We start from the raw sequence: 26,890 nt of genomic DNA on the forward strand, positions 1-26,890 counted from the left end.
TGATCCCTAAAATATACGATAATGGGAGAAATTAAAAGAGGAATCCTCGGTGGATTCAGTGGAAAAGTGGGTACCGTAGTGGGTAGTACCTGGAAAGATGTGAGTTATATGCGTGCGCTGGCCATCAGTGTCAGTAACCCCCGCACTCCGAAACAACAGACGCAACGCGGCAAGTTTGCCATGAGCATGACTTTCTTGCGTGCCATTATTCCTTATGTTCGCGTAGGTTATCATACTTATGCCAAGGGGCGCACGGCTTTCAACGCGGCGATGTCCTACATCCTGCGCCATGCCATCACCGGTTTGGCTCCTCAGCTCGCTGTCGATTATGAGCGTGTACTGGTGGCCCGTGGCACCTTGATGCCCGTCTTCAATGCTTCGGCTGCCTTGGCCGATGGCAAGCTGACCCTGACGTGGAAGGATAACAGCAAAATGGGAGATGCTCTCTCTACTGACCAGGCGATGCCGCTGGTTTACAACAAGGAACGCGGCGAGGCCTACTACGATCTGGAAGCTGCCACCCGTGCCGACGGCACTGTGCAGTTGACGTTGCCCGATGACTGGGAGGACAAGGCGCTGGCCGTTTATCTTGCTTTTCGTAGTGAAGACGGTAGCCGTGTCACCAACAGCATTTGCCTGAAAGATGACGCTTACGAGGGCAGCGGCTCGGGCGGCAATGCCGGAGGCGGCGACAAGCCCGGTGGCGGCGGTCTGGATGAGAATCCGTTGGGATAGAAGCTGAAGCCTGAGGTTTCGGAAATTAAAAATTAAGAATTAAAAATTAAAGGCTGCGCGGCTATTTATCATTTATTATTTAAACAGCAATTTATCGTGAGAAAGATAAACTATATCGTGGTGCATTGTAGCGCCACCCGTGAAGATCGTCCTTTTTCGGTGGAAGCCCTTCGTGCAGAGCACCTCCGTCGTGGTTTCCGGGATATCGGTTACCACTACTACATCCGCTGTGACGGTACGGTGGTGAATACCCGTCCCCTCGCCCTTGTGGGGGCGCATGTCAAGGGGATGAATGCTCACAGCGTCGGCATCTGCTATGAAGGCGGACTGGACGCTGAAGGCAGGCCGAAGGATACCCGTACGCCGGAACAGCGTAGTGTCCTGCGCCTGCTGGTACATCAGTTGCTGCGCCGCTTCCAGGGCGATGTGCGCGTCTGCGGGCATCGTGACCTTAGCCCGGATAGGAATGGCGACGGCGTGGTGGAACCTGCGGAGTGGATGAAGGAGTGTCCGTGCTTTGAAGTGAGCCGTGAACTCTGATTTTTCAATTTTCAACTATCATTTTTCAAATTACCGGAAAGGAGGTGTTTTTATAATGGCAATCAAGAAATCCGTTTGGAGTATGGTCTTGAAGGTGGCTATGGCAGTACTGACAACAATAGCCGGAGTGCTGGGAGTTAATGCGATGACACCGTAAAATGCATCTTATAGCCCGAGGCTCCTCTGTTTGTCTTATTGGATATTTCGGACAGGGTGAGCCTCTTTTTTTTCTTAGAATATTCATTAAAACCAAGAAATGATGAAAAACAAATTGATATCTTTCTTTATCGCTTTATTTTTGATGTCTGCTGCTGCGGCATCACAAAATATAAATTATACGTATGATGGTGCGGGAAATCGTGTATCACGCACACAAACGCAAAGCGGTCCGTTTACCCCTGCTTGGGGCGCAGAACGCTCTGCTGTGAATTCCGGCAGTATCGGAAATCTCGTGTATGCCACTCCCGGTAATTATGCGCTTGATGAAAGTCGGCCGGTGGGAAACATACCCTATACTTTCAATGTGAATTCCAACGGCTCTTCTGCTTTTACTATCCCTCTGTCGTTGCTTCAAGGACAGGCGGGGATGACTCCTGAGCTGAATATAGTTTATAACAGTCTGACAGGTGAGGGCATCCTGGGGTATGGCATGAAATTGTCATGTATCTCTTCGATCACAAGGTGTGGGAAACGGAACTTTTATGATGGTTCAAACAGTGCCGTGTTGCCTTTAATTCCCAATGAGTATTTTTTTGAATTGGATGGCCTGCGTCTGATTAAGGATCCCAAAACTTCTCTGTATCTGAAAGAAGTGGATGATTTCTCCCGTATAGAAAATCATTACAGTGCATTGGGAGATTTATGCCAATACTTTGAAGTGCGTCAAAAAGATGGTACCCGGCTGTTCTATGGAGATATATGAAGGGACCGGAGCTTGCCAAAGAAATGAAAGGGACAACTGGCAAGTAGCGGCACCACCGGACATGGATCTGTTTATACTTACACTGCTGCCGGCTTATTGCAGAAAGAGGTGAAGACCATCAAGGATCGGACTCTCACTAAAGGTTATGCCTATGACGACAAGGGACGTTTGTTCACCTATACCAGCCCGTCGGGGCTTGTGCAGAAGCTTGCTTACGATGCTTCTTATAATTTGATATCCATCACCGATAACGCCACTAACACCCGGTTGTGGGAAGCGATGAGTTACAACGATCAGGGCTTGCTTTCCGATGATATGAATTGTGGAGGTGGACAAATTACTTATACTTATGACCAAATGGGAAGGTATAAATCCATATCTAATTCTCTGATAGATTTTGGTTATCAGTATAATCAGGGTGGCTTGCTAACACAGCGCATTGAAAGGTTTGGTGGTAACAGACTGACCGAGACTTTTGATTATGATGCAGGTGGATGCTTGACTTCCACATAATGCACCTGGCTCTCCTTTAGCGAAAATAGACCTGATGGTAGAATATGCTCCCGTTGACCAATAGTTGAGTTATTATAAGAATAATCCTCCTTGTACCATTGTTCAAGGTGGTTATACCCGTACTTACGAGTATGATGCCAATAATCAGCGAGATTACAGTGTGCTAACAGTTTCTTCTTCCACCCTTCCGTTTGCGGCAGGTAGACGTTATTATTTTGATGATTTTGAGCGAAATATTAACACCGGAAATGGTGCGGTTATGGATTTAGATTATATCTTTGCCGATGGACGTTTGGTTGCTCTGGTTCGTACAGTGGGCGGCAAGAAGACTTGCTATGGGGTGACGACTGATCGTCTGGGTTCTTTGATGTGTCTTTATACAGGTGAAGGTATTGTTCAGAAGTTTTCGTATGATGCCTGGGGCAATCGTCGTGACCCGTTGACGGGAGTTGTTCTGAATAATGCGGAGCTTGCTTCAGCCAGCAGTATCACTACCCGCGGATATACGGGTCACGAGCATATAGATGAAATGGGGCTTATCCACATGAATGCCCGTCTTTATGATTCTCGGACAGGTCTGTTTGTCAGCATTGATCCTCAGGCGGGGAGTTATCTTAGTACGTATCCTTATACTTACTGTGGTGGTGATCCGATGAATGGTGTCGACCTTACGGGAGAAGATTATTGGAGTACGAGTGATCCGAATGTCATCTATGATCTTTGGAAGTACTACAACGATAATAAAGGGATAGGCGGCTATAACTTTCAGGGCTGGTATCAGATGTCGGACAAGGACTTCCTTGCGGCTTATGACAAGTATGGTGAAAAAGCTTTGACCTGCAACGATCAGACTTCTACGCTCTACACTTCTTATGGCAGGGTTGAGAATGGGGAAGTGGTGATTTATGGGAAACAGATAAAGCTGAGCCAATCTTCCTATCGTCCTGTTGAAGACAATGAGTACTTGATTACCGGAGAGCCTCCTTTACCTGGATTTAGCGCGTTCAAGTGGGCTTCGTTGTGGAAGAATTCTAAGAAAATTTGGAGTACAACAAAAAGTTTAAGTGGAGTAAAGAACGCCTATAATCATTGGATAAAACATTCAAAAGATTTTTCGCAATTTAAAAATGCAAAACAATATGTTGAAGGAGCGAAAGATTTCTTACATAACCCACCTAAAGGAACATTTACTAAAGTAAGGGCTAATGGGGGTATTTTAAGATATAATCCCTTCACTAATACTTTTGGTGTGATGAATGCGGATGGTATCCCTAAAACACTATTCAAACCTACAAGAGGTCTGGAATATTGGTTTAATCAATAAAATAGATAATAATGAAAGAGGAACATTATTGTAGAATATGTGGGCTATATATATAAGCCTTGGGGGAATGATGGACAATCTCCTACATATGAGATATGTCCATGTTGTGGGGTTGAATTTGGAAATGAAGATTTTGATCTTTCTTCTATCAAAGAGTACAGGACAGAATGGTTAGAAAATGGTGCTAATTGGTTTGACAAAGAGAGTAAGCCCAATTTCTGGGATGCAAAGAAGCAGCTTATGAATGTGCCGAAGCGTTTCGAGTAAAAGTCTTCCACCGTTCGTCCAGTCGGATATGTCATCCGGCTGTCACTGAATATTAGGCTTTCCTAACCCTTACTAAATTTATAATCCCTGTCTCTTACTGTAAAATATCAGTAGAGGCAGGGATTATTTATTGACGGAGCTTAAAATATATTCTTTTGATTGTTTGTCCCTGTTCGTTTATATGCTCACATTTGTGTTCATCATCCAATAATTTTACATAAAAAAGACTTCAATAGAATGCTATTCCCAAGAAAAATAGTATTTTTGGAAGAATTATTGAAAAGGATACCTTTATATATAACTTTAAAAAGAACCGACTATTATGATGGAAAAAACACTGGTTATTTTGAAACCATGTACCCTCCAAAGAGGCTTGGTAGGTGAGATTACGAACAGATTCGAACGTAAAGGCTTGCGTCTGGCCGGAATGAAAATGGTTCAGCTGACGGATGAAGTGCTCAGTGAGCATTACGGCCATTTAAGTGCGAAGCCCTTCTTTCAGCGCGTGAAGGATTCGATGATGGCCTGTCCGGTTATCGTGTGTTGTTTTGAAGGGGTAGATGCCATTGAAGCGGTGAGAGTTTTGACTGGCCCTACCAATGGCAGGAAGGCGGCTCCCGGAACCATCCGCGGAGATTACAGTATGAGCTTCCAGGAAAATATCGTTCATGCATCCGACTCACCCGAAGCGGCTGAAGTGGAATTGAAAAGATTTTTTAAACCGGAAGAAATATTTGACTATAAGCAGGCTACATTCGACTTCTTGTATGCTAATGACGAGTATTAGTGAGGAAAAAGAAAAATAAGTTTGCGATAAACTACGCTGATGTAGTAAGGAAAATGTCGACTACAGCTTTCAAATTCAATTAAAGTAGTATCTTTGTGCCCGGAAAATTAATCTTCATTCAGTGAACCTGGTTATTGATATAGGAAATACGGTGGCAAAAGTAGCTGTCTTTGATGGTGTTTCACTATTGGAAGTGGCGTATGACTCTAATCGGAATTTGGAGCATCTGTCGGACATCTATAGTAAATATCACTTCGAAAAAGCAATTGTCGCTACTGTCATCGATTTGAGCGAGCAGGTGCTGGCACAATTGGCATTACTTCCCATACCTGTGCTTTGGCTGAATGAAACGACTCCACTCCCGGTAGTGAATCTATATGAAACGCCCCGGACGCTGGGGTATGATCGTATGGCTGCCGTGGTGGCTGCCAATGAGCAATTTCCCGGAAAAGACATACTGGTGATAGATGCCGGCACGTGCATTACGTACGAATTTGTGGATGCCGAAGGACGCTATCATGGTGGAAATATTTCCCCGGGTATGCAGATGCGTTTTCGGGCGCTTCACCAGTTTACCGGACGCTTGCCGCTGGTGCAACGCGAAGGGCGTGAACTCCCGATGGGAAAAGATACTGAAACTGCCATCCGTGCGGGAGTTTTGAAAGGTATGGAATATGAGATTTCTGGTTACATAGTGGCTATGAAACATAAATATCCTGAACTTTTGGTTTTTTTAACGGGCGGGGATGATTTTTCTTTTGATACAAACTTAAAAAGTATCATCTTTGCAGACAGATTTTTAGTGTTGAAAGGATTAAATCGAATTTTAAACTATAATAATGACAAGATTTAGACAAACACTTTTGGTGCTTTTGCTCACGATATTATCTGGAGCGACGGTCGCTCAAAATAATACAAATTCTCCCTATACACGATACGGATACGGACAACTGGCAGACCATGGGTCAGGTAACAGTAAGGCAATGGGTGGCATTGCTTATGGTTTACGTGACAAATATCAGACCAATTTCGCGAATCCGGCATCTTATACGGCGGTCGATTCGTTAACTTTCATGTTCGACGGAGGTATTTCTATGCAAAACACCAACTTCAGTGATGGAGTAGTGAAGATGAATGCCAAGAACTCAAGTTTTGACTACATTACGATGCAGTTCCGTCTGTCAAAAAAAGGCGCTATGAGTATAGGATTGTTACCTTATTCCAATGTGGGATATAAAATGGGTAACTATCAGGAAAATACTGAAATTCCGACTTCCTCAGCCAGTACAACTTATTCCGGTGAAGGAGGGTTGCATCAACTTTATATAGGCGCAGGTTTTAAAATTATTAAAAATCTTTCCGTTGGTGCGAATATTTCGTATCTTTGGGGAGATATAACACATACGCGGCAACAGTCATTTACATCTAACTCAAACATCATGCCGTTGACGACGCTTACCGGGATGGAGGTTACGAGTTATAAACTAGACTTTGGAGCGCAGTATACACAGCAATTCGGTAAGAAACATGCGGCTACTTTAGGAGTCGTTTTCTCACCGGGACATAACTTGGGAAATGATGCGTATGTACAAACTCAGCTGGGAAATAGCACAACTGGATATACTACAACGCAGAAGGACACTATACTGACAATGGGTATTCCTATGACGCTGGGCGCAGGTGTGACGTATGTGTACGATGACCGTCTGACAGTGGGTGCGGATGTGATGTTCCAGAAATGGAACAGCGTGACATTCATGAATGACCCGGATGCGTTCTGTAATAAAGTGAAAGTTGCTTTAGGTGCGGAATATATTCCTAACATGATGGGTAGAAGTTATCTTTCACACATCAAATATCGTTTGGGAGCTTATTATTCTAAACCTTATTATAAAATAGATGGCGTACGTGCCGCAAATGAGTATGGAGTAACTGCCGGTTTCGGTTTGCCTCTTCCACGTAGCCGTTCCGTATTGAGTGTCTCGGCACAGTATGTGAGAACGCAAGGCACGGAAAGCAAATTCTTGAACGAGAATACATTGCGTCTTTGCATTGGCGTGACATTCAATGAACGTTGGTTCTGGAAGCGTAAAGTTGAATAGTGAAGAATAGACAATATAACAACTAAAATTTAAATACAATGAAGATTAAAACGCTTGTAGCTGTCTTGCTCCTTTCGGGTGGAGTAACCAGTGTCCTGGCACAGGAAGATTGTAACAAGAACAGTAGTATTTCTCATGAAGCGGTAAGAGCTAATAATTTTAAAGATGCTTATTTGCCGTGGAAAGAAGTTCTGAAGGATTGCCCTACGTTGCGGTATTATACATACACGGATGGTATTAAAATATTATCATCCTTCTTGAATGATATAAAGGACCGTAATTCTGCTGATTACAAAAAGTATTTTGATGAGTTGATGGAGGTTTTTGACTTGAGAATGAAATATACTCCGGATTTTATGCATCTGAAAGGTACTCCTTCTGTGGCTGAGGTTTTGGGTAATAAAGCCATCAATTACATTGCTTATGCTCCCAATATAGATGTAAATCAAGCTTATGCTTGGTTGAAAGAATCTCTGGAAGCTGAAAAGGGTGGCTCTAAAGGTCCTATCCTCCATTATTTCCTGGATATGTCTTTGAATAAATTGAAAGGTGATCCTAGTCATAAAGAGCAATTTATTCAGGATTATCTGACTGATTCCGAATACGCCGATGCTGCTATCGCCGCAGAAGATGACGCGAAAAAGAAAGCCGCTTTGCAACAAGTAAAGGATAATCTTGTAGCAATGTTCATTAATAGTGGTACCGCTGATTGTGAATCTTTGCAGGAAATTTATGGTCCTAAAGTTGAAGCAAACCAATCTGACTCTACTTACCTGAAGAAAGCTATCTCTATCTTGAAAATGATGAAGTGTACGGAAAGCGAAGCATACTTCCAAGCTTCTTATTATATGTATAAGATTGACCCGACTGCTGATGCCGCTACCGGATGTGGATATATGGCATATAAGAAAGGTGACTTTGACACGGCAATCAAATACTTTGATGAAGCACTGAATTTGGAGAGTGATAATGAAAAGAAAGCTCAGATTGCTTATGCTGTTGCTGCCACATTATTCAATGTGAAGAAACTTTCACAAGCCAGAGGTTATTTGCAAAAAGCTATCAGTTTCAAAGAAAACTATGGTGATGCTTATATCTTGCTTGCACAACTTTATGCCTCCAGCCCGAATTGGAATGATGAGCCCGCCATGAACAAGTGTACATATTTTGTTGTTATTGATAAATTGCAACGTGCTAAAGCTGTGGATCCCACTGTAGCGGATAAAGCAAACGAATTGATTTCAACGTATGCACGTTATACACCGAAGGCTGAAGATCTCTTTATGTTGGGTATCAAAGCCGGTGACCGTGTTACAGTAGGTGGTTGGATCGGTGAAAGCACAACGGTTCGATAATAAATATAAATATGTTACCACAACGAAGTAACGTTCTATTTTGTAGAAGTTTGAGCATAACCATTGCCTTTGGGGCAGTGGTTATGCTTCTTTTATTTTCCGCCTGTTCCGGACGGCATAAGGATATGGGAGCTGCCATAACCGAGCGTGATTCATTGCCTGTGATGGATACGAAAGGAGTGATGACTTTAATCTCTGATTCCGGCGTCACCCGCTATCGAATCAATACGGAGGAGTGGCTGGTCTTTGACCGGAAGAATCCGCCTTACTGGGCTTTTGAAAAAGGTGTCTATCTGGAAAAGTTTGATTCTGTATTCAATGTAGATGCAAGTATAAAGTCGGATACGGCATATTATTATGAAAAGCAAAAGTTGTGGAAACTGATGAGTAATGTGCATATTCAAAATCTTAAAGGTGAGAAGTTTGATACAGACCTATTGTATTGGGATCAGAATAAACATACGATCTATTCTGACCAGTTTATCCGTATTGAACAACCGGACAGGATCATTACTGGTCGTGGTTTCGACTCTAACGAACAAATGACCGTTTATACAATAAGAAAACCGGAGGGCATCTTTTATGTAGATGATGATGCCACAGCTCCTGCAGACAGCGTGCAAACAGACAGTATGCCGAAAGATAGTATCAAACCGTAAATTATGGATACCTATATTTATTTATTGATTACTATGGCTTTCTCCGCTTTCTTTTCGGGTATGGAGATTGCTTTTGTTTCCGTAGACAAACTACGTTTTGAAATGGAACGTAAGGAGGGATTGACGTCACGCATTCTTTCTTATTTCTTCCGTAATTCCAATAACTTCATATCTACCATGCTGGTAGGTAATAATATTGCGCTGGTTATTTATGGTATCCTCATGGCGCAAGTTATCAAGGTCCATCTCCTGGGCGATTTGATCTCCAATGATTTTGTGGAAGTGTTGTTGCAGACAGTCATTTCTACGCTTATTATCCTGGTAACAGGTGAATTCCTTCCTAAAACCTTATTCAAGATTAACCCCAATCTTGTATTAAAAGTATGCGCTTTTCCGCTACTGATTTGTTATATCGTTTTGTATCCGGTGTCTCAGCTGGCTTCCGGATTATCTTATCTTTTTTTGCGTCTGTTCGGGATGAAGATCAATAAAGAAGCTTCGGACAAGGCTTTTGGAAAAGTAGATCTGGATTATTTTGTTCAGTCCAGTATCGATAATGCCGAAGATGAAGAAGAACTGGATGCCGAGGTGAAGATATTTCAGAATGCGCTCGACTTCTCCAGTATTAAAATACGCGATTGCATCGTACCCCGTACGGAAATTGTAGCCGTTGACCTGACTGCCACTCTGGAAGATTTGAAAAGTCTTTTTGTTGAGTCTGGCATCTCCAAGATTATAGTGTATGACGGCAATATAGATAATGTGGTAGGGTATATCCATTCGTCCGAAATGTTCCGCAACCCTGCCGACTGGCGGAATAATGTAAAAGAAGTACCCATTGTGCCCGAAACCATGGCAGCGCATAAACTGATGAAACTCTTCATGCAGCAAAAGAAAACGATTGCTGTAGTGGTGGATGAGTTTGGCGGTACGTCCGGCATCGTTTCACTGGAGGACTTGGTAGAAGAAATATTCGGTGATATTGAGGATGAACATGATAATACTTCGTATGTATGCAAACAGATTAGCGAAGACGAATATGTGCTTTCCGGTCGTTTGGAAATAGAAAAAGTTAATGAGACATTTGATCTGGATCTGCCGGAAGAAGATGATTATATGACGGTGGGTGGATTGATCCTGAACCGTTATCAGAGTTTCCCGAAATTGCATGAAGTAGTGGCGATTGATAAATTCCAGTTCAAAATTATTAAGGTTACAGCCACTAAAATAGAGTTGGTACGTCTTAAAGTGGTGGAATAATAACAGAATGGCGTAATTTTTTAAAGAATAAATAGATGCGTATTAGCATTTTTTGTATCTTCGTGCGCTAAAATGAAGTTTGGAGAAAATATAATAAACAAATAAATCATATTAACTAAAATGGCAACATTACAAAACATTCGGTCTAAAGGACCCTTATTGGTGATTGTTATTGGTTTGGCGCTGTTCGCTTTCATTGCGGGAGACGCGTGGAAGGTATTGCAGCCACACCAGTCACATGATGTAGGAGAGGTTAACGGAGAGTCACTTTCCGCTCAGGATTATCAGAGCTTGGTAGAAGAATATACTGAAGTTGTGAAATTTTCCAGAGGAACAAGTGCACTCACAGATGAAGAAAACAATCAGATTAAAGATGAAGTTTGGAGAAACTACGTTAACAATAAGTTGATTGAAAACGAAGCAAAAAAACTTGGTTTGTCAGTTTCTAAAGCAGAACTCCAGTCAATCATTGATGCAGGTGTACACCCGATGTTGCAGCAGACCCCGTTCCGTAATCCGCAAACTGGTGCTTTCGACAAAGATATGTTGAAGAAGTTCCTCGTAGATTACTCTAAGATGAACACAGCGCAGATGCCGGCACAGTATGCAGAATATTATCAGTCTATGTATAAGTTCTGGTCTTTCCTTGAAAAACAATTGGTTCAGACTCGTCTGGCTGAGAAATATCAGGCTTTGGTTTCCAAGTCTCTTTTCTCCAATCCGGTAGAAGCACAGGTGGCTTTCGATGCGAGAGTGGATCAGTCTGATCTGTTGTTGGCTGCCATTCCTTATTCTTCAATCGTAGATTCTACAGTGACTATCACAGATGCAGATCTGAAAGCTGTTTATGACAAGAAGAAAGAACAGTTCAAGCAATATGTGGAAACTCGTAACATCAAGTTTATTGATGTACAGGTAACTGCAAGCCCTGAGGATAGAGATGCCATCCAACAGGAAGTGATAGAATATACTGAACAACTTGCTGGTACTCCGGGCGATTATTCTACGCTTGTTCGTGCTGCCGGTTCTGAAGTTCCTTACATTGATTTGTATTATACTTCTAAGGCGTTGCCCACTGATGTAGCTGCTCGTTTGGACTCTGTTTCAGTAGGTGGTGTATATGGTCCTTACTACAATGCGACTGACAATACGATCAACTCGTTCAAGAAATTGGCTACTGCTTCAATGGCAGACTCTATTCAGTATCGTCAGATACAGGTGGCTGCTGAAGATGCTGCGAAGACAAAAACTTTGGCTGATAGCATCTATACTGCCATCAAAGGTGGTGCAGACTTTGCTGAAATTGCTAAGAAGTATGGTCAGACCGGTGAGGCTACCTGGATTTCTTCTGCTAACTACGAAGGTGCACAGTTGGATGGTGACAACCTGAAGTATGTGAATACAATCACTACTCTTGGCAAGAACGAAATGGCCAACCTGAACCTGGCACAGGCAAATATCATTGTACAGGTGATGGATAAGAAGGCTGTTAAAGATAAATATAAAGTAGCTGTTATTAAACGTCCGGTAGAGTTTAGCAAAGAAACTTACAGCAAGGCATACAATGAATTCAGCCAGTTTATCGCTTCTAACCCGACACTGGAGAAAATGGTAGCTAATGCTGAAGATGCTGGTTATAAGCTTTTGGATAGAAACGATTTGTATAGTTCTGAACATGGTATCGGTGGTATCAGAGGTACTAAAGAAGCTTTGAGATGGGCATTCTCTGCAAAAACCGGTGAAGTATCTGGTTTGTATGAGTGTGGCGAAAGTGACCGTATGTTAGTAGTGGGTGTTTCTGCTATTGTTCCGGCTGGTTACCGTCCGCTGGCTTTGGTGAAAGACCAACTGAGACTTGAACTGCTTCGTGACAAGAAGGCTGAGAAGATTATGGCTGACATGAAGGCTGCCGGCGCTACTTCATTCGATCAATTTAAAGCTATGCCTGAAGCAGTAAGCGATTCAGTAAAACATGTAACTTTTGCAGCTCCTGCTTATGTTCCGGTATTGCGTGCCAGCGAACCGTTGGTAGGCGCTTATGCATCGATTGCTGAACTGAACCAACTGAGTGCTCCGATAAAGGGTAATGGCGGTGTATTTGTTCTTCAACCGTATGCAAAAGAAAAACTGAACGAAACTTTCAATCAGGAAACAGAAGAAACTGCGTTGCAGAATATGCATGCCCGTATGGCAAGTCAGTTCCTCAACGACTTGTATCTGAAAGCTGATGTGAAAGATAGCCGTTATCTGTTCTTCTAAGAAATAACGATCATTGAGATATGAAAAGCCGTCTGATAGAATATCAGGCGGCTTTTTCTTTATCCCTGTGTCTCTTTTCTGCGCCTGCAATTGCCTTTGTGCAACTTTATTCCTACCTTTGCAAAGATAAACTGGAAAGATTGATAGATAATTATGCCGAAACAAACTCTTTTAGGACTGACACTCACTGAATTGCAGGAGGCGGTGAAAAGACTGGGAATGCCCGGGTTTTCCGCCAAACAGATTGCTTCATGGATGTATGACAAGAAAGTGAACTCTATAGACGATATGACCAACTTGTCGCTGAAACATCGGGATCTCCTGAAAGATGTCTACGAAGTAGGAGCGGAGGCACCTGTGGAAGCTATGCGTTCCGCAGACGGTACGGTGAAATACTTGTATCGGGCAGGTGATAAGAACTTTGTAGAGGCGGTTTATATTCCCGATGAAGATCGTGCCACACTTTGTGTATCTTCTCAGGTGGGATGTAAGATGAACTGTAAATTCTGTATGACGGGTAAGCAAGGCTTCAGTGCCAACCTGACTGCCAATCAGATAATCAATCAGATAAATTCTCTTCCCGAGCGGGAAAAATTGACCAACGTGGTGATGATGGGCATGGGCGAGCCTCTGGATAATCTGGACGAGGTGCTGAAAGCTTTGGAAATTATGACTGCTTCTTATGGATATGGATGGAGCCCCAAGCGGATCACACTCTCTACCGTTGGTTTACGCAAAGGATTTCAGCGCTTTATAGAAGAGTCGGAATGTCATCTGGCTGTCAGTTTACATTCTCCGGTTGCCTTGCAACGTCGCGAACTGATGCCTGCTGAGAAATCTTTCTCTATCACTGAAATGGTAGACTTGTTAAAAAACTATGATTTTAGTAAACAGCGTAGACTATCTTTTGAATATATTGTTTTTAAGGGTGTGAATGATTCGTTGCTCTATGCTAAGGAATTGTTGAAACTCTTGCGTGGACTGGACTGCCGTATCAACCTCATTCGCTTTCATGCCATTCCCGGTGTAAACCTGGAGGGAGCGGATATGGAAACAATGACTAAACTCCGTGATTACCTGACTTCCCACGGTTTGTTTACTACGATACGTGCTTCCCGCGGTGAAGATATATTTGCCGCTTGCGGCATGCTTTCCACTGCCAAACAGGAAGAGAATAAACAAGAATTAATATAAATTATTAACTTTGGCTCGGATGATATACGTATTCTTCGTAGTTTTGTAAAAACATTAACTGGTAAGTATATGAGAAAGCAGCTGTTTTATTTAAGTCTGACTATTGTAGCAATTGCCCTTTCCGCATGTAGTGGCGGTAAGAAAGGCGTGTTTGGTGCGACTTCAAGTGGTCGTGCGTATGAAATCCTGGTAGTGGTTGATCCCGCTATGTGGGAACGTCCTGCTGGTAGGGCGCTTTATGATGTACTTGATACGGATGTACCGGGGCTTCCCCAGTCCGAACGTTCTTTCCGTATGATGTACACTTCTCCTGCCAACTATGATGCTACGTTAAAGTTGATTCGTAACATTATTATCGCTGATGTACAGGATATTTATACCCAGCCTAAGTTTAAATATGCGAAGGATGTGTATGCGGCTCCGCAAACTATCCTGACTATACAGGCTCCTGATGAAGCTTCTTTCGAGCAGTTTGTGACGGAAAACAAACAGACTATTATTGATTTCTTTACCCGTGCGGAAATGAACCGACAGATTACGTTCTTGGAAAAGAAGCATAATGATTATGTGACGACAAAAGTAAAGAGTATGTTTGATTGTGATATTTGGGTGCCTGCTGAACTTTCTTCTACCAAGCAGGGAGAGAATTTCTTCTGGGCTGGTACGAATGCGGCTACCGGCGACCAGAACTTTGTCATTTACTCTTTCCCGTACAAAGATAAGAATACATTTACCAAGGAATATTTTGTGCAGATGCGTGACTCTGTCATGAAGGCTAACATCCCGGGAGCGAAGGAAGGCATGTATATGGCAACTGACTCCTTAATGACCGATGTTCGTCCTCTTAATGTACAAGGAGAGTATGCGCTGGAAGCTCGTGGCCTGTGGCGTATGAAAGGGGATTTTATGGGTGGTCCATTTGTTTCGCACATGCGCTTGGATTCGGTGAACCAACGTATTATTGTTGTGGAAGCCTTTATCTATTCACCTGATAAGTTGAAACGTAATCTGATACGCCAGATGGAAGCCTCTCTTTACACTTTGAGAGTGCCGGGTGATAAACAGACAGGAGCTGAGATTCCTTTGGGCGTGACGAAAGAGCAGAGTAAGGCTACTGATCAAGGAAAATAATATTGAGAATGTATACGAATTAAAGAGATAACTTTCATCCGCAGATTACGCGGATTGTACAGATTTGTTTTAATCCCAATCTGCGTTATCCGCGCAATCTGCGGATGAAGATTTATTGTTGGAACTTCTGGCACATTCTTATCTAAAATGATATATATATTGAAAAATGGAAGATAATAAAATAAAAGTCGGCATTACACAAGGAGACATAAACGGTGTGGGTTATGAAGTTATTCTGAAAGCATTCTCTGACCCCGTTATGCTGGAACTGTGTACACCTGTTATTTATGGCTCCCCTAAGGTGGCAGCTTATCATCGCAAGTCACTTGATTTGCCGACAAACTTCAGTATCGTGAACTCTGCTGCGGAAGCGGCTTACAACCGTTTGAGTGTAGTGAACTGTACGGATGATGAAGTGAAAGTAGAATTCTCAAAGGCAGATCCTGAAGCCGGAAAGGCTGCACTCGGTGCATTGGAAAGAGCTATCAAGGAATATAAAGAGGGATTGATTGACGTGATTGTCACAGCTCCCATCAACAAGCATACCATTCAGTCGGAAACTTTTGCATTTCCCGGTCATACGGAATATATAGAAGAGAGACTGGGCAATGGTGCTAAGTCATTGATGATTCTGATGAAAGATGATTTCCGGGTGGCATTGGTTACCGGCCATATTCCTGTCAGCCAGATTGCTTCGACTGTAACGAAGGAACTGATAGAGGAGAAACTGGCTATCTTCAACCAGTCGTTGAAGCAGGACTTCGCTATCGATGCACCGCGCATTGCCGTACTTTCTCTGAATCCGCATGCGGGAGATGAAGGTCTGCTGGGAAAAGAAGAAGAAGAAATTATCATTCCGGCATTGAAAGAGATGTCTGCCAAAGGCATCTTGTGCTATGGACCGTATCCGGCTGACGGATTTATGGGCTCAGGCAATTTCACTCATTTTGACGGTGTGCTTGCCATGTACCACGATCAGGGGCTGGCACCGTTCAAAGCACTGGCGATGGACGAAGGTGTGAATTATACTGCCGGATTGCCTGTGATACGTACTTCACCGGCTCATGGCACTGCATACGATATTGCAGGAAAAGGTTTGGCGAGTGAAGACTCTTTCCGTCAGGCTATTTATGTGGCTATCGACGTGTTCCGTAATCGCCTGCGTGATAAAGCAGCACATGCCAACCCCTTACGAAAACAATATTACGAAAAGCGTGATGACAGCGATAAGCTGAAACTCGATAGTGTGGAAGAAGATTTGTAGAATGACGAAAGCGGAAATACAACAAGTAAAGTTACGATTCGGCATCATTGGCAACAATGAAGCATTGATGCGTGCGATAGACGTTGCTATACAGGTGGCGCCTACCGATCTGTCTGTACTGATAACCGGAGAAAGTGGTGTGGGTAAGGAAAGTTTTCCCCAGATCATTCACCAGTACAGTCGGCGTAAGCATGGTCAGTATATTGCGGTGAACTGTGGTGCCATTCCCGAAGGAACTATTGACTCGGAATTGTTCGGTCATGAGAAAGGGGCTTTCACCGGTGCCATCGGTGAGCGGAAAGGATATTTTGGTGAGGCGGATGGTGGAACGATTTTCCTGGATGAAGTGGGAGAGTTGCCTTTACCTACGCAAGCACGCCTGCTCCGTGTGCTGGAAAGCGGAGAGTTCATAAAAGTCGGTTCATCCAAAGTGCAGAAGACCAATGTACGCATTGTGGCAGCTACCAATGTAAACTTGACGCAGGCTATTTCCGAAGGACGTTTCCGTGAAGACTTGTATTACCGTCTGAACACTGTGCCTATCCAGATCCCCCCTTTGCGTGAGCGTGGAGAGGATGCATTTCTATTATTCCGTAAGTTTGCTTCGGATTTCGCCGAGAAATATCGTATGCCTGCCATCCAGTTGACGGAAGATGCCAAGCAGCTATTGATTTCCTACTCGTGGCCCGGCAATGTGCGGCAATTGAAGAATATAACGGAACAGATTTCCATCATTGAAACCAATCGTGAAATCAATGCTTCTATATTGAAAGGATATTTGCCGGAACAGAATACGATGCAGCGGCTGCCCGCTTTGTTCGGCGTCAAAGAAACCAAGAGCTTTGAGAGTGAACGGGAAATCTTATATCAGGTTCTTTTCGATATGCGTCAGGATGTGACGGAGCTGAAAAAACTGGTACATGAGATTATGACCGAACGTGGAAAAACTGCCGCTCCGGCTGTGCCTGCTACTTATTATGCCCAACCGCCTGCCGTAGTGACTCCTGTTTCTCCGAGCGTGCCTACCATTATTCATCCTTCCATAAAGCCGTCCCACAACATTGATGAAGATATACAGGACACGGAGGAGTATGTAGAAGAGTCTCTCTCGCTGGATGAGGTGGAGAAAGAAATGATACGGAAAGCCTTGGAAAAACATCATGGTAAACGCAAGAGTGCGGCAAAGGATCTGAATATTTCCGAGCGTACCTTATACAGAAAGATTAAAGAATATGGATTGGATTAAAAAAATAGCCTCGACAGCTTTGTTGTTGAGTATCTTACTGGTAGTAAATTCGTGTAGCATTAAGATAGGACTTGCCCCGATCAGTTCGATTGACTACTCTAAAGTAAAAACTATTTCGATAGCGGATTTTCAAAATCGTGCAGAGTATGTATATGCCCCGTTGGCTACTGAATTTAACCAGAGCCTGAAAGACTTGTTCATGCGTCAGACACGTTTGTCACTGGTCAATAGTAACGCCGATCTTGAAATTGATGGTGAGATTACCGGTTATAATCAATATAACGAAGCGGTGGATGCCAGTGGATATTCTTCAAAGGTAAAAGTTACTTTGACTGTGAAAGTTACTTTTGTGAATAATACGGATCATAAGGATGATTTCACAGATCAGCAATTCTCGGCTTTCCAAACTTATGATTCTTCTAAGCTGCTGACTGAAGTGCAAGATGAATTGATAAGCCTGATGGTGAAAGACATAACAGAACAAATCTTTAACGCAACCGTAGCTAACTGGTAATAAAAGGAATGACGCCTGTACATTTGCAACAATGGATACAGCATCCCGAGGCGTTGAACCGGGATACCTTGTACGAACTTCGTACGCTAGTAGCCCGTTATCCTTATTTTCAGTCCCTGCGATTGCTCTATCTCAAGAATCTCTATGTGCTGCACGATATCAACTTCGGTGCAGAATTGCGTAAAGCGGTATTGTATGTATCAGACCGTCGTGTATTGTTTTATCTGATTGAAGGTGACCGCTATGCACTCCATCCTCATACTTCCGCACATGCTGTGGGAAAGGAGTTGGAAAAAGAGCCGAGTATTGACCGTACCCTTTCGTTAATAGACGCTTTCCTTGCCACTGTTCCGGAAGAACATTCACAGATAACGGAATTGGATTATGCAATGGATTATACCGCTTACCTGATACGGGATGATGAAGAAACGAACGAAACAGATACCTCGTCAACTATCCCGACAGAAGTACCGAAATTGCGTGGGCAGGATCTGATAGATGGTTTCATTCGTCAAAGTGAAACGGAGGAAGGTATCAGCCTGAAGTTACCCAAAGAAGACAACCCGCTTTTATTACCGTTGATTGAAGAAGAAACGGATGAGGTAGAAGAGGAAACGGCGGTTGTTGCCGATGAAACTCTCCGGTCGGCAGTAGAGGGAACAGAGCAGGATGATAGCTGTTTTACCGAAACTTTGGCTAAAATCTATATCAAACAGCGCCGATATGACAAGGCTCTTGAAATTATTAAAAAATTAAGTTTGAATTATCCAAAAAAAAATGCTTACTTTGCAGACCAAATCAGATTTTTGGAGAAATTGATTATTAACGCTAAATCAAAATAACAAAATGTACTTATTCTTAGTTATCTTAATGGTGGTTGCATCCTTGTTGATGTGCTTCATTGTATTGATTCAAAATTCCAAAGGAGGCGGTTTAGCATCCGGCTTTTCTTCTTCCAATCAGATTATGGGCGTACGTAAGACTACTGACTTTTTGGAAAAAGGAACATGGTTCCTGGCAGGATTTATGGTCGTAATGAGTATTGCTACTGCCTATGTTGTTCCCTCTTCTTCCGGTAAAGGCGGTGATGTGATTCTGGAACAGGCACAGAAAGAAGAGAAAACCAATCCGTACAACATGCCTACTGGTACAGCTGCTCCGCAGACAGAAGCTCCCGCAGCTCCCGCAACTACTGCTCCGGCCGCTGAAGATTCAGCTAACTAAAGCTATGCGCGGATGAACCGCAAAAGAAATAAGAGAGAGGTTGACGCCGAAAAGGTGTCAGCCTCTTTTCTTTTTATGCCAGATTTAATTACCTTTGTCGGGATTATGCAATCTGATTAATAATTAATCTAATATAGTACAATGACAGAACAATTAAAACTTAAAATGAATGACTCTAAGGCTACCCGCTGGGGAGCATTGGTGATTGTTGCCTTTACGATGATGGCAGCTTACTATGTAAACGACGTGGTAGCACCGCTGAAAACGATGTTGGAGTCGGAGCTTGCCTGGACAAGTAGTGATTTTGGATTCTTCACGGGTGGATACAGTTTTCTGAATGTATTCTTCCTGATGTTGATCTGGGGAGGATTAATTCTCGACCGTTTTGGAATCCGTTTTACCGGTAAATTGTCAACCATCCTGATGGTGGGAGGTACGGCACTTGAGTATTATGCCATGACAGGACTTGCCGGTCCGGATGCGCAGATCTTCGGTCTTAATGAGATTTTCGGTTATAAAGCCGGGGTATTTGTCGCGTTTGCCGGTTATTCTATTTTCGGTGTAGGTGCGGAAGTTGCAGGTATCACAGTCTCTAAAATTATAGCCAAATGGTTTAGAGGTAAAGAGTTGGCTACGGCTATGGGCGTGCAGGTAGCATTGGCACGTATAGGTTCGCAAGCAGGTTATGCAGTGGCCATTCCTTTGGCGCGTGCTTTCGGCATTACGACTCCGGTATTGGTAGGTTTGATTTTGCTGTTGGGCGGTTTGGTTGCTTTCTTTATCTTCTCAGTGATGGATAAGAAGCTGGACAAACAGATGGAAGCGGCAGCCATAGCGGCAGGTACCGAGGGGGAGGAAGAGAAATTCTCCTTTAAGGATGTGAAGAATATCCTCGTTAATCCGGGCTTTTGGTTGATAGCTTTGCTGTGCGTATTGTTCTACTCTTGTGTATTCCCTTTCCAGAAGTTTGCTTCCGAACTGATGATTATCAAATATGGTATCAATGAAAACGTAGCAGGAACTTTTGCCGGACTACCGGCGTTGGGAGCACTGATCCTGACTCCTATATTCGGCGGATTTATAGATAAGCGTGGTAAGTCGGCTTCTATTATGATATTGGGAGCTGCCATGCTGATAGGTGTGCACTTTATTTATGCTATTCCTGCCATTAACTATTGGTTGGTAGCTATTGGTTTGATGATTATTCTGGGTATTGCTTTCTCTTTGGTGCCGTCTGCTATGTGGCCTGCAGTTGCCAAGATATTCCCGGTGAGCCAGTTGGGTACAGCTTATGCATTGATCTTCTTCATCCAGAATATTGGTTTGTGGGGGATTCCTACGCTGATTGGTAAAGTACTTGATGTCTATTGTATCGTAGGCAAGAAGGCAGATGGAACAAATCTGTACGATTATACGATACCGATGTGCATCTTTACCGGCATTGCCTGTTTATCTCTTGTGGTAGCCTTTATGTTGAAGAGAGCAGATAAGAAGTATGGCTATCAACTGGAGGAACCTAATATTCAAGGATAAGTAAAAACAACTCATGGATATGGAAACACCTGAAGGAAAAGTCAGTCTGCTGGATGCTATTCCGGTTCGTTGCGGCCACATCCAGACCGAATGGGAAGGAGATTACGCTGTAATCTCCTATCCCCGGTTCAAGTATGAATGGATGCGCAGACTTTTACTGCCGAAGAGTATGTCTCCTGATATTCATGTCCGCCTTGAAGAACACGGCAGTGCCGTGTGGCGTCTGATAGACGGACGGCGTACGGTGCGGGAGATTGTCTCACTGCTTGCCGATCACTTCCATCCTGATGAGAATTACGCTTCGCGGGTCACAATCTATGTGATGCAACTACGGAAAGATGGATTTATAAAATTACTCTCCTCTGTCTACTTTAACCAAAGCTCCCGTGCTGGTATCGAATAATACTTTTATCACAGAATTCTTGTTGAACAGGACAGGGGCGAGGTATTCTACTACACCGAATTGCGTAACAGGAATTTCTGCATTATACAGTTCCTCATTGTGATAGTCTAATGTTACACGTGCTCTGCCCGGTACATTGTAGGCAATGCCATCCACTTGTTTCTTGGGATCGGCTTCGGGGATATTAATGCTTTTAAGATCGGCTATTGTAATGTAGACCGGTTCACCTGCCAAGTCATTGTTGGCTACGATGCCCAGTTTCTTAGAGAAGCGGAAGGCAACTTCATGCTTCATCTCTTTGGGGACGATGCGAATGGTGTATATCTTCTCTTCTGTGGTCACTTTACCTGCAAACATTTCCGTCATGGCACGTTCCTGTAAAGTCAGGTTGTCCAGCATGAGCTTCAACTGTGCCCCGTCTTTGGGCATATTGTCTGCTTCACCACGCAACAGAGCATTCTTACTTTCACGGATACTGTAGATTTCTTTGGCTACCAGTTCCGCCATTTTAGCCGTTGAGTTTGACATCAGGATTTCTTCTGTGAGGAAGTCCCGCGGATTGACGTTCGGAGTGTTACCTGTAACTTTGGGTTGAATGTTCGGAGTTGTTTTACGTTGTCCGCTGCCCAGCGGCATGTTGATGGAGTAGACAATACCATCCTTACTCAACTCGATAAGTGGGGCTACGGTTTTGTCTTTCATCTTCACGAAATATACGTTTTCTTTATCGGGTACACCGATTACTTCTGTCTGCATCTTGTCCAGTGTCCAATAAGTTTCCGGTTCGGAAGAGACGTTGTTCAGCCGCAGATAGCGTTCGGCATACTTGGAGAATTCTCCGGGAGTGTAGGTATGTTTGGTGGCTTGTACGGTAAGTTCGATTTCCGTTTTTGGAAGTACGTAAGTTACGCCGTAATCCTTGCCACGCATGACACCTGCCGTCACTTCTGTTTGCGCTATGGCAGAAACGGAGAACAACAGGGCTGAGAGTAATACTATATTCTTTTTCTTCATAAGTCGCGTTATTTAAACGATTTCGGTTAAGGGACAAAGTTAATGAAGTTATTTTTGTCAAGAGTAGAATTACGAAATATTAACAGAATCGACCACTTGAGGGAGGTATCGGTGCTTTTTGCTTCATTAGATGGTATGTTTTATCTTATTAGATGATATGTTCTACCTCATTAGATGATATGTTTTATCTCATTAGATGATATGTTTTGCTTCAATAGATGATGCAATTTGCCTCAAAGAAGCATAGTTTTCGCCCGAAGAGGTATCGGATATAAAAAAACAGGGAGAAGCAAATGCTTTTCCCTGTTACTATCTGTGCTCCCGAATCTAAATCAGGATTACGATGACAAATATACGAAATTAAAAACCGGAAGTCAAGCTTTTACCCGGTTATTTTACGAATTGGATGCAAACAGGTTTATCAATACTGATGTCTTGATGCGTATCTGATAACAGACCTGTTACGGGATCTCGTTGGAATACCTGAATGACATGACTGTCGCGGCAGGCGGCCAACAGATATTTCCCGTTCGGGGTGATAATAAAGTTACGCGGATGAATCCCCGTCAACTGATAGCCTACCTTTGCCAACATACCGGTTTCCGGATTTACTTCGAAGATAGCAAGACCGTCACCTTTCAGGCGATTGCTGGCATACAGGTATTTCCCGTCGGGACTGAGATGTATATCGGCACTGCCACGTGCACGGAGTGTGTCGGCTGCAATGGTCTGTATCTTTTCCAGTTTGCCATCCATGTAGCTGAAAGCGGTGATATTACCGGATAATTCGCTGATAAGATACGCGTACTTGCCGTTCGGGCTGAAGGTGAGATGACGTGGACCAGAGTTAGGATCTACGTCAATGGCTTCGGCAGAAGGGTGGGGGATAATGCTCTTCGGATGTATGACAAAGCGCAGGATGCGGTCGGCACTGAAGTCAGTGGCAAAGATATATTTTCCATCCGGAGAGAAGACAGTGCAATGTACGTGGGGTGTTGCCTGTCTTTCAGTGTCCGGTCCGCCGGTACTGCCTTCAAAAAGCGTATCGACAGGCTCTAATGAACCGTTCTTTTTCAGCGGGAAGATAGACATGCTACCTCCGCTATAGTTGGCTGTGAGTACTTCTTTTCCATTGGTGGCAACGTAGCAGGGATCGGCTCCCATAGTGGGCTGGCGGTTCAACAAACTGAGTTTCCCTGTTTCTTTATCGAAGGAGAAAGCATTGAGAGCTGCTGTTGCGTCGTTCATTTCGCTGACGGCATAAACAAACTTTCCATTTTCCGAAGGAATGAGATAAGATGGGTTGAGCACTTCGATGGAACTGAGTGAGGTGGCAAGTCCCGTTTCCTGGTTGAAGCGGAAGGTGTAAATACCTTTGCTGTTTCCATCGGTGTACGTACCTACCAGCATGGCGAGTTCGTCACTTCCGTTGTTTACGTTTCCCGCTTTGCGGGGTGCGCAGGCTGTCATTGCTAATCCAAGCATACAGAAAAGAAGTTTTCTCATGATACTATAATTTTTATTTGATGAAGAATGAAGAATGAGGAATGAAGAATGAAGAATAACCTTGCGGCATATTCAAATAACTTAGCAAAATTCTTCATTCCTCATTCTTCATTAAAATCCACTTCCGCCACTCCTACACGATCGTCATTCAGTACAATGCGCAAGTCGCTGGCAGTAGTTCCTTTGAACGTATATGAAATCAACTTTCCGTATTCGCTGACTATACCCGAATAAACAGTCAGGAATTGTCCGCCGCCACTGGAAAGCTGGATTTCAAACTCCGCCGGCAGACCGTTGCCTCTGCTGAATGCAATGGAAACACCATCTACCTTGGAGCCGTTCTCCAAGGCAAAGGTAATATAATCTCCTTTATTTCCTTCCCAAACAGTATTCATTTTTTTATCGAGCACGTTCATTACACTTTCCGGATTGGTGCTGGCAGTTACGGGAGCATCCGTTTTTGCCTGTGCTTGCATGGGGGCGTTTGGATCTTCTACTGTCAATTTTCCACTCAGGCGGATATCTTCGGAAGAAGCACCTACCATAATGCTGAAGTCTCCCGGTTCCACCACCCATTCCATGTGCTTATCCAGTAATTCCAGCTGTTTGCGGTCGAGGGTGAAAACTATCTCTTTCGTTTCTCCCGGTTGCAGGTGGATACGCTCAAAGCCTGCCAGATTCTTTTCGTAAGTGGTAACGCTGCTCAGGATGTCGCGAACATACAGCTGAACCACTTCATCGCCTGCACGTTTTCCGGTATTTGTTACTTTGCAGCGTACAGTTGCCTTTTGATTCGGCGTAATCACTTTCGGACTGATTTTGATGTCGGAATACTCAAAGGTGGTGTAACTCAGACCGTATCCGAATGAATAGAGTGCACCGTTGACACGTGACATGTTTCCATCCAGCCCCGGATTCTTTCCACCGTCAATCTGTGAAGAAGGTTTGCAGGGGAAGTTGAAAGGAATTTGTCCGACACTTTTCGGGAAAGTGACTGTCAGTTTTCCGCCCGGGTTATAATCTCCAAAGAGCACATCGGCTACTGCTGTTCCACCTTTGGAACCCGGATACCATGTTTCTAAAATAGCGGGAACGAACTTGTCTGCCCAATTGATGGATAGCGGGCGACCGTTAATCAGCACCAGTACGACGGGCTTTCCGGTTGCTTGTACGGCTTGGAGTAATTTCAGTTGTCGTCCTGGAAGTTCGAGACTGCTGCGCGATTTGTTTTCACCGCAGGTACGCTGTCCGCCTCCTAATACGACTACGGCTACATCTGCCTGACGTGCATTTTCTACTGCTTTATCGATTTCAGCTTGTTCGCTATCTGTCATCGGATAGTCGATAAGTTCGCTTTCCGGCCAGTTGGTGTCTACGAGGTCACAGCCTTTGGTATAGAGCACTTCTGCTTTGCCTTCAGTTTTTTGGCGAATGCCTTCCAGCACTGTGGTTACTTCTACTGCCAAAGGACCGTAGTGTGTCAGTGCGTATCCCTCTTCGTCCGCATTGGGGCCGCAAACTGCTATCTTCTTCACGTTATTGATATCCAATGGCAACACGTTGTTTTCATTCTTCAATAAGACGAGGCTTTCGTGTGAGGCTTGCAATGCAAGAGATTCATTTTCAGCTTTCTCTACTTCTTTATCGGCGCCTGCAAGGTCAGTCTGATAGGGAGCATCGAACAGCCCTACAAGGAATTTTACACGCAGAATGTCACGTACACGGTCGTTAATCACTTCTTCGCTTAGTCCGCCCTCTTTTACCAATTCGCGTAAAGGCAATACATATGAATCCGGTGACCGGAAGGTGCAACGTACATTCAGACCGGCTTCTACACTTTGACGCACGGCTTCTTTCATATCTTTGGCGGTGCTGTGTTTGGTATAAAGATATTCAACGGCATCACTGTCCGAAACCACATACCCCCGGAATCCCATCTCGCCACGCAGGCGTGTAGTCAGCCAATAATAACTGCCTTGTATGGGGACACCATCGTAATCATTGTACGAACTCATCACTCCCAATAGTCCCGCTTCCTTTATCACCCGTTTGAAGGGGTAGACATGTATCATTTCCACTTCGCGTGGTGACATTTGCGGGTCTACACGTGCCATACCTTCGCGGGCGCCCTTGTTGTTACTGTAAGCAACGAAATGTTTTCCGGTTGCTGCTACCTGATGGTTATGTTGCATGCCGCGTACCATTTCAATACCCAGTTCGGCAACGAGGTAAGGAGATTCCCCATATACCTCCTCATAGCGTCCCCAACGCTGGTCACGACCGACATCGAGGATGGGAGCATACACGTTGGTATATCCCAGCATACGGGCTTCCCGTCCGGTGATTAATCCTACCTGGCGTATCAGTTCGCGGTTCCAGGTATGTCCCAATCCCAGTTGTGTGGGGAAATTGGTGGCACGATAACTTTCTACTCCTCGGATACCTTCGTTCGTAAAATCTACGGGGATGCCGAGACGCGTTTCTTCTATGAAGAAGCGTTGTACTTCATTCAGTGCCCAGGCATGGCGGGATGCCGGCCATACATAGGGATTATCCGATGGGGGAAGTCCCCATTGTTGGAAACCGTTCAGGTGTTCGTCGATGGCACCGATGCCGTCTTTCCAAAGCATTTGTTTCCATTCGGGGGTGGGGAGGTCGTCCTTTAGTACACGTTTGTAACCGTAGAGGGTTACCATCTGGCATGTCTTTTCTTCCAATGTCATCTGGCTGAGCAAATCTTCGATACGTGCATCCAGCGAGGCATTCGGATCTTCGTATATATCCTTCACTCCGTTTTTGTTGAAATCAATCCAGCCTTTCTTGTACATTTCGCTTTTGACGGGTTTGTACACAGCGGGTATCTTCACGGTCTTTTGTGCGCAGAGCAGAGTACTGCCTCCGAGCAGTAGTGTCATTGCAATTAGTTTCTTCATGATATTTATATTTTTGTGCATATTATCTTCTGTTGCCAAAGGTACGGGTTATGTGGGAAAGAGAAAGGCAAAATCGTCCGGAGTACTGGCTTTTATTGTACGTGTAGTGATGTAAGACAGTTTTTGGTCTTATAAAAAGATAAGGTTTATTAATTCCGGACTAAGCAATCACACTATTCTTTTGTACAGTAACAAAAGAATTCTT

At 43.9% G+C, this 26,890-nt stretch carries 25 protein-coding genes; 22 read left to right on the top strand and 3 right to left on the bottom strand.

Annotated features, from left to right (window positions below):
* Positions 1 to 21 precede the first annotated feature (21 nt).
* The 22 genes from VYM24_RS12660 (at position 22) to VYM24_RS12765 (ending at position 21,232) form a co-directional block, all read left to right on the top strand.
* Positions 22 to 735 (top strand): DUF6266 family protein, encoded by a 714-nt coding sequence (locus tag VYM24_RS12660; RefSeq protein ID WP_299096774.1) that lies wholly within the window; start codon positions 22 to 24, stop codon positions 733 to 735.
* Between the two features lie 96 nt (positions 736 to 831).
* Positions 832 to 1,275 carry an N-acetylmuramoyl-L-alanine amidase gene (locus VYM24_RS12665; RefSeq protein ID WP_291550505.1) on the top strand — a complete coding sequence of 148 codons (444 nt, stop codon included), beginning with the start codon at positions 832 to 834 and terminating at the stop codon, positions 1,273 to 1,275.
* A 55-nt stretch (positions 1,276 to 1,330) separates the two neighbouring features.
* Positions 1,331 to 1,432 (top strand): smalltalk protein, encoded by a 102-nt coding sequence (locus tag VYM24_RS12670; protein WP_425286603.1) that lies wholly within the window; start codon positions 1,331 to 1,333, stop codon positions 1,430 to 1,432.
* A 99-nt stretch (positions 1,433 to 1,531) separates the two neighbouring features.
* The gene (locus VYM24_RS12675) at positions 1,532 to 2,197 is read left to right on the top strand and encodes a SpvB/TcaC N-terminal domain-containing protein (RefSeq protein WP_330940185.1); all 666 of its coding nucleotides are present in this window, start codon (positions 1,532 to 1,534) and stop codon (positions 2,195 to 2,197) included.
* 108 nt (positions 2,198 to 2,305) lie between these two features.
* The gene (locus tag VYM24_RS12680; RefSeq protein WP_330940186.1) at positions 2,306 to 2,710 is read left to right on the top strand and encodes an RHS repeat domain-containing protein; all 405 of its coding nucleotides are present in this window, start codon (positions 2,306 to 2,308) and stop codon (positions 2,708 to 2,710) included.
* A gap of 64 nt (positions 2,711 to 2,774) precedes the next feature.
* Complete coding sequence (locus tag VYM24_RS12685) at positions 2,775 to 4,034, top strand: RHS repeat-associated core domain-containing protein (RefSeq protein WP_330940187.1); 1,260 nt, start codon at positions 2,775 to 2,777, stop codon at positions 4,032 to 4,034.
* A 589-nt stretch (positions 4,035 to 4,623) separates the two neighbouring features.
* The gene (ndk, locus tag VYM24_RS12690) at positions 4,624 to 5,088 is read left to right on the top strand and encodes a nucleoside-diphosphate kinase (RefSeq protein ID WP_330940188.1); all 465 of its coding nucleotides are present in this window, start codon (positions 4,624 to 4,626) and stop codon (positions 5,086 to 5,088) included.
* A gap of 121 nt (positions 5,089 to 5,209) precedes the next feature.
* Positions 5,210 to 5,941, top strand: coding sequence for a type III pantothenate kinase (locus VYM24_RS12695; RefSeq protein ID WP_007212952.1), 732 nt, complete (start codon positions 5,210 to 5,212; stop codon positions 5,939 to 5,941).
* Positions 5,928 to 7,190 carry a BamG family beta-barrel-assembly machinery protein gene (gene bamG / locus VYM24_RS12700; RefSeq protein ID WP_291550497.1) on the top strand — a complete coding sequence of 421 codons (1,263 nt, stop codon included), beginning with the start codon at positions 5,928 to 5,930 and terminating at the stop codon, positions 7,188 to 7,190. The genes VYM24_RS12695 and bamG overlap by 14 nt, the downstream gene beginning before the upstream one ends.
* A gap of 38 nt (positions 7,191 to 7,228) precedes the next feature.
* Positions 7,229 to 8,545: a tetratricopeptide repeat protein gene (locus VYM24_RS12705; protein WP_291550496.1), complete on the top strand. Its 1,317-nt coding sequence runs from the start codon at positions 7,229 to 7,231 to the stop codon at positions 8,543 to 8,545.
* An 11-nt stretch (positions 8,546 to 8,556) separates the two neighbouring features.
* Positions 8,557 to 9,204, top strand: a complete 648-nt coding sequence (gene lptC, locus VYM24_RS12710; RefSeq protein WP_299096781.1) for an LPS export ABC transporter periplasmic protein LptC — start codon at positions 8,557 to 8,559, stop codon at positions 9,202 to 9,204.
* Positions 9,205 to 9,207: 3 nt separating this feature from the next.
* A complete protein-coding gene (locus tag VYM24_RS12715) occupies positions 9,208 to 10,464 on the top strand; it encodes a hemolysin family protein (protein WP_299096783.1) in 1,257 nt (418 codons plus the stop codon).
* A 120-nt stretch (positions 10,465 to 10,584) separates the two neighbouring features.
* Positions 10,585 to 12,723, top strand: a complete 2,139-nt coding sequence (locus VYM24_RS12720; protein WP_330940189.1) for a SurA N-terminal domain-containing protein — start codon at positions 10,585 to 10,587, stop codon at positions 12,721 to 12,723.
* Positions 12,724 to 12,876: 153 nt separating this feature from the next.
* Complete coding sequence (gene rlmN, locus VYM24_RS12725) at positions 12,877 to 13,917, top strand: dual-specificity RNA methyltransferase RlmN (protein ID WP_291550492.1); 1,041 nt, start codon at positions 12,877 to 12,879, stop codon at positions 13,915 to 13,917.
* A gap of 69 nt (positions 13,918 to 13,986) precedes the next feature.
* A complete protein-coding gene (locus VYM24_RS12730; protein WP_330940190.1) occupies positions 13,987 to 15,048 on the top strand; it encodes a DUF4837 family protein in 1,062 nt (353 codons plus the stop codon).
* Between the two features lie 166 nt (positions 15,049 to 15,214).
* Positions 15,215 to 16,312, top strand: a complete 1,098-nt coding sequence (pdxA, locus tag VYM24_RS12735) for a 4-hydroxythreonine-4-phosphate dehydrogenase PdxA (protein ID WP_299096788.1) — start codon at positions 15,215 to 15,217, stop codon at positions 16,310 to 16,312.
* Between the two features lies 1 nt (position 16,313).
* Entirely contained in the window at positions 16,314 to 17,558 is a 1,245-nt protein-coding gene (locus VYM24_RS12740; RefSeq protein WP_291550487.1) for a sigma-54 interaction domain-containing protein, read from the top strand.
* Positions 17,545 to 18,072, top strand: a complete 528-nt coding sequence (locus VYM24_RS12745; protein WP_007212964.1) for an LptE family protein — start codon at positions 17,545 to 17,547, stop codon at positions 18,070 to 18,072. The genes VYM24_RS12740 and VYM24_RS12745 overlap by 14 nt, the downstream gene beginning before the upstream one ends.
* Before the next feature lie 8 nt (positions 18,073 to 18,080).
* Positions 18,081 to 18,914, top strand: a complete 834-nt coding sequence (locus VYM24_RS12750) for a tetratricopeptide repeat protein (protein WP_291550485.1) — start codon at positions 18,081 to 18,083, stop codon at positions 18,912 to 18,914.
* A 4-nt stretch (positions 18,915 to 18,918) separates the two neighbouring features.
* Positions 18,919 to 19,296, top strand: coding sequence for a preprotein translocase subunit SecG (gene secG / locus VYM24_RS12755; RefSeq protein WP_044264763.1), 378 nt, complete (start codon positions 18,919 to 18,921; stop codon positions 19,294 to 19,296).
* Between the two features lie 141 nt (positions 19,297 to 19,437).
* A complete protein-coding gene (locus VYM24_RS12760) occupies positions 19,438 to 20,829 on the top strand; it encodes an MFS transporter (RefSeq protein ID WP_291550483.1) in 1,392 nt (463 codons plus the stop codon).
* Between the two features lie 19 nt (positions 20,830 to 20,848).
* On the top strand, positions 20,849 to 21,232 hold the full coding sequence (locus tag VYM24_RS12765) for a PqqD family protein (RefSeq protein ID WP_291550482.1): 384 nt from the start codon (positions 20,849 to 20,851) through the stop codon (positions 21,230 to 21,232).
* On the opposite strand, the gene VYM24_RS12770 is transcribed toward VYM24_RS12765, so the two are convergent.
* The 3 genes from VYM24_RS12770 to VYM24_RS12780 all read right to left on the bottom strand — a co-directional run bounded on the left by VYM24_RS12770 (position 21,182) and on the right by VYM24_RS12780 (position 26,685).
* Positions 21,182 to 22,246 carry a DUF4831 family protein gene (locus VYM24_RS12770; RefSeq protein ID WP_330940191.1) on the bottom strand — a complete coding sequence of 355 codons (1,065 nt, stop codon included), beginning with the start codon at positions 22,244 to 22,246 and terminating at the stop codon, positions 21,182 to 21,184. The genes VYM24_RS12765 and VYM24_RS12770 overlap by 51 nt on opposite strands.
* A gap of 390 nt (positions 22,247 to 22,636) precedes the next feature.
* Positions 22,637 to 23,752 carry a lactonase family protein gene (locus VYM24_RS12775; RefSeq protein ID WP_330940192.1) on the bottom strand — a complete coding sequence of 372 codons (1,116 nt, stop codon included), beginning with the start codon at positions 23,750 to 23,752 and terminating at the stop codon, positions 22,637 to 22,639.
* A gap of 101 nt (positions 23,753 to 23,853) precedes the next feature.
* Positions 23,854 to 26,685 (bottom strand): glycoside hydrolase family 3 N-terminal domain-containing protein, encoded by a 2,832-nt coding sequence (locus VYM24_RS12780; RefSeq protein ID WP_330940193.1) that lies wholly within the window; start codon positions 26,683 to 26,685, stop codon positions 23,854 to 23,856.
* Positions 26,686 to 26,890 lie beyond the last annotated feature (205 nt).

The organism is Bacteroides sp. MSB163, assembly GCF_036416795.1.
GTDB lineage: Bacteria > Bacteroidota > Bacteroidia > Bacteroidales > Bacteroidaceae > Bacteroides > Bacteroides maternus.

Bases quoted from the DNA above. Each gene is read 5' to 3' on its own strand.
- VYM24_RS12660 (WP_299096774.1), top strand. From the start codon at position 22: ATGGGAGAAATTAAAAGAGGAATCCTCGGTGGATTCAGTGGAAAAGTG.
- VYM24_RS12670 (WP_425286603.1), top strand. From the start codon at position 1,331: ATGGCAATCAAGAAATCCGTTTGGAGTATGGTCTTGAAGGTGGCTATG.
- VYM24_RS12675 (WP_330940185.1), top strand. From the start codon at position 1,532: ATGATGAAAAACAAATTGATATCTTTCTTTATCGCTTTATTTTTGATG.
- ndk (WP_330940188.1), top strand. From the start codon at position 4,624: ATGATGGAAAAAACACTGGTTATTTTGAAACCATGTACCCTCCAAAGA.
- bamG (WP_291550497.1), top strand. From the start codon at position 5,928: ATGACAAGATTTAGACAAACACTTTTGGTGCTTTTGCTCACGATATTA.
- VYM24_RS12705 (WP_291550496.1), top strand. From the start codon at position 7,229: ATGAAGATTAAAACGCTTGTAGCTGTCTTGCTCCTTTCGGGTGGAGTA.
- lptC (WP_299096781.1), top strand. From the start codon at position 8,557: ATGTTACCACAACGAAGTAACGTTCTATTTTGTAGAAGTTTGAGCATA.
- VYM24_RS12715 (WP_299096783.1), top strand. From the start codon at position 9,208: ATGGATACCTATATTTATTTATTGATTACTATGGCTTTCTCCGCTTTC.
- VYM24_RS12720 (WP_330940189.1), top strand. From the start codon at position 10,585: ATGGCAACATTACAAAACATTCGGTCTAAAGGACCCTTATTGGTGATT.
- rlmN (WP_291550492.1), top strand. From the start codon at position 12,877: ATGCCGAAACAAACTCTTTTAGGACTGACACTCACTGAATTGCAGGAG.
- VYM24_RS12730 (WP_330940190.1), top strand. From the start codon at position 13,987: ATGAGAAAGCAGCTGTTTTATTTAAGTCTGACTATTGTAGCAATTGCC.
- pdxA (WP_299096788.1), top strand. From the start codon at position 15,215: ATGGAAGATAATAAAATAAAAGTCGGCATTACACAAGGAGACATAAAC.
- VYM24_RS12740 (WP_291550487.1), top strand. From the start codon at position 16,314: ATGACGAAAGCGGAAATACAACAAGTAAAGTTACGATTCGGCATCATT.
- VYM24_RS12745 (WP_007212964.1), top strand. From the start codon at position 17,545: ATGGATTGGATTAAAAAAATAGCCTCGACAGCTTTGTTGTTGAGTATC.
- VYM24_RS12750 (WP_291550485.1), top strand. From the start codon at position 18,081: ATGACGCCTGTACATTTGCAACAATGGATACAGCATCCCGAGGCGTTG.
- secG (WP_044264763.1), top strand. From the start codon at position 18,919: ATGTACTTATTCTTAGTTATCTTAATGGTGGTTGCATCCTTGTTGATG.
- VYM24_RS12760 (WP_291550483.1), top strand. From the start codon at position 19,438: ATGACAGAACAATTAAAACTTAAAATGAATGACTCTAAGGCTACCCGC.
- VYM24_RS12765 (WP_291550482.1), top strand. From the start codon at position 20,849: ATGGAAACACCTGAAGGAAAAGTCAGTCTGCTGGATGCTATTCCGGTT.
- VYM24_RS12770 (WP_330940191.1), bottom strand. From the start codon at position 22,246: ATGAAGAAAAAGAATATAGTATTACTCTCAGCCCTGTTGTTCTCCGTT.
- VYM24_RS12775 (WP_330940192.1), bottom strand. From the start codon at position 23,752: ATGAGAAAACTTCTTTTCTGTATGCTTGGATTAGCAATGACAGCCTGC.
- VYM24_RS12780 (WP_330940193.1), bottom strand. From the start codon at position 26,685: ATGAAGAAACTAATTGCAATGACACTACTGCTCGGAGGCAGTACTCTG.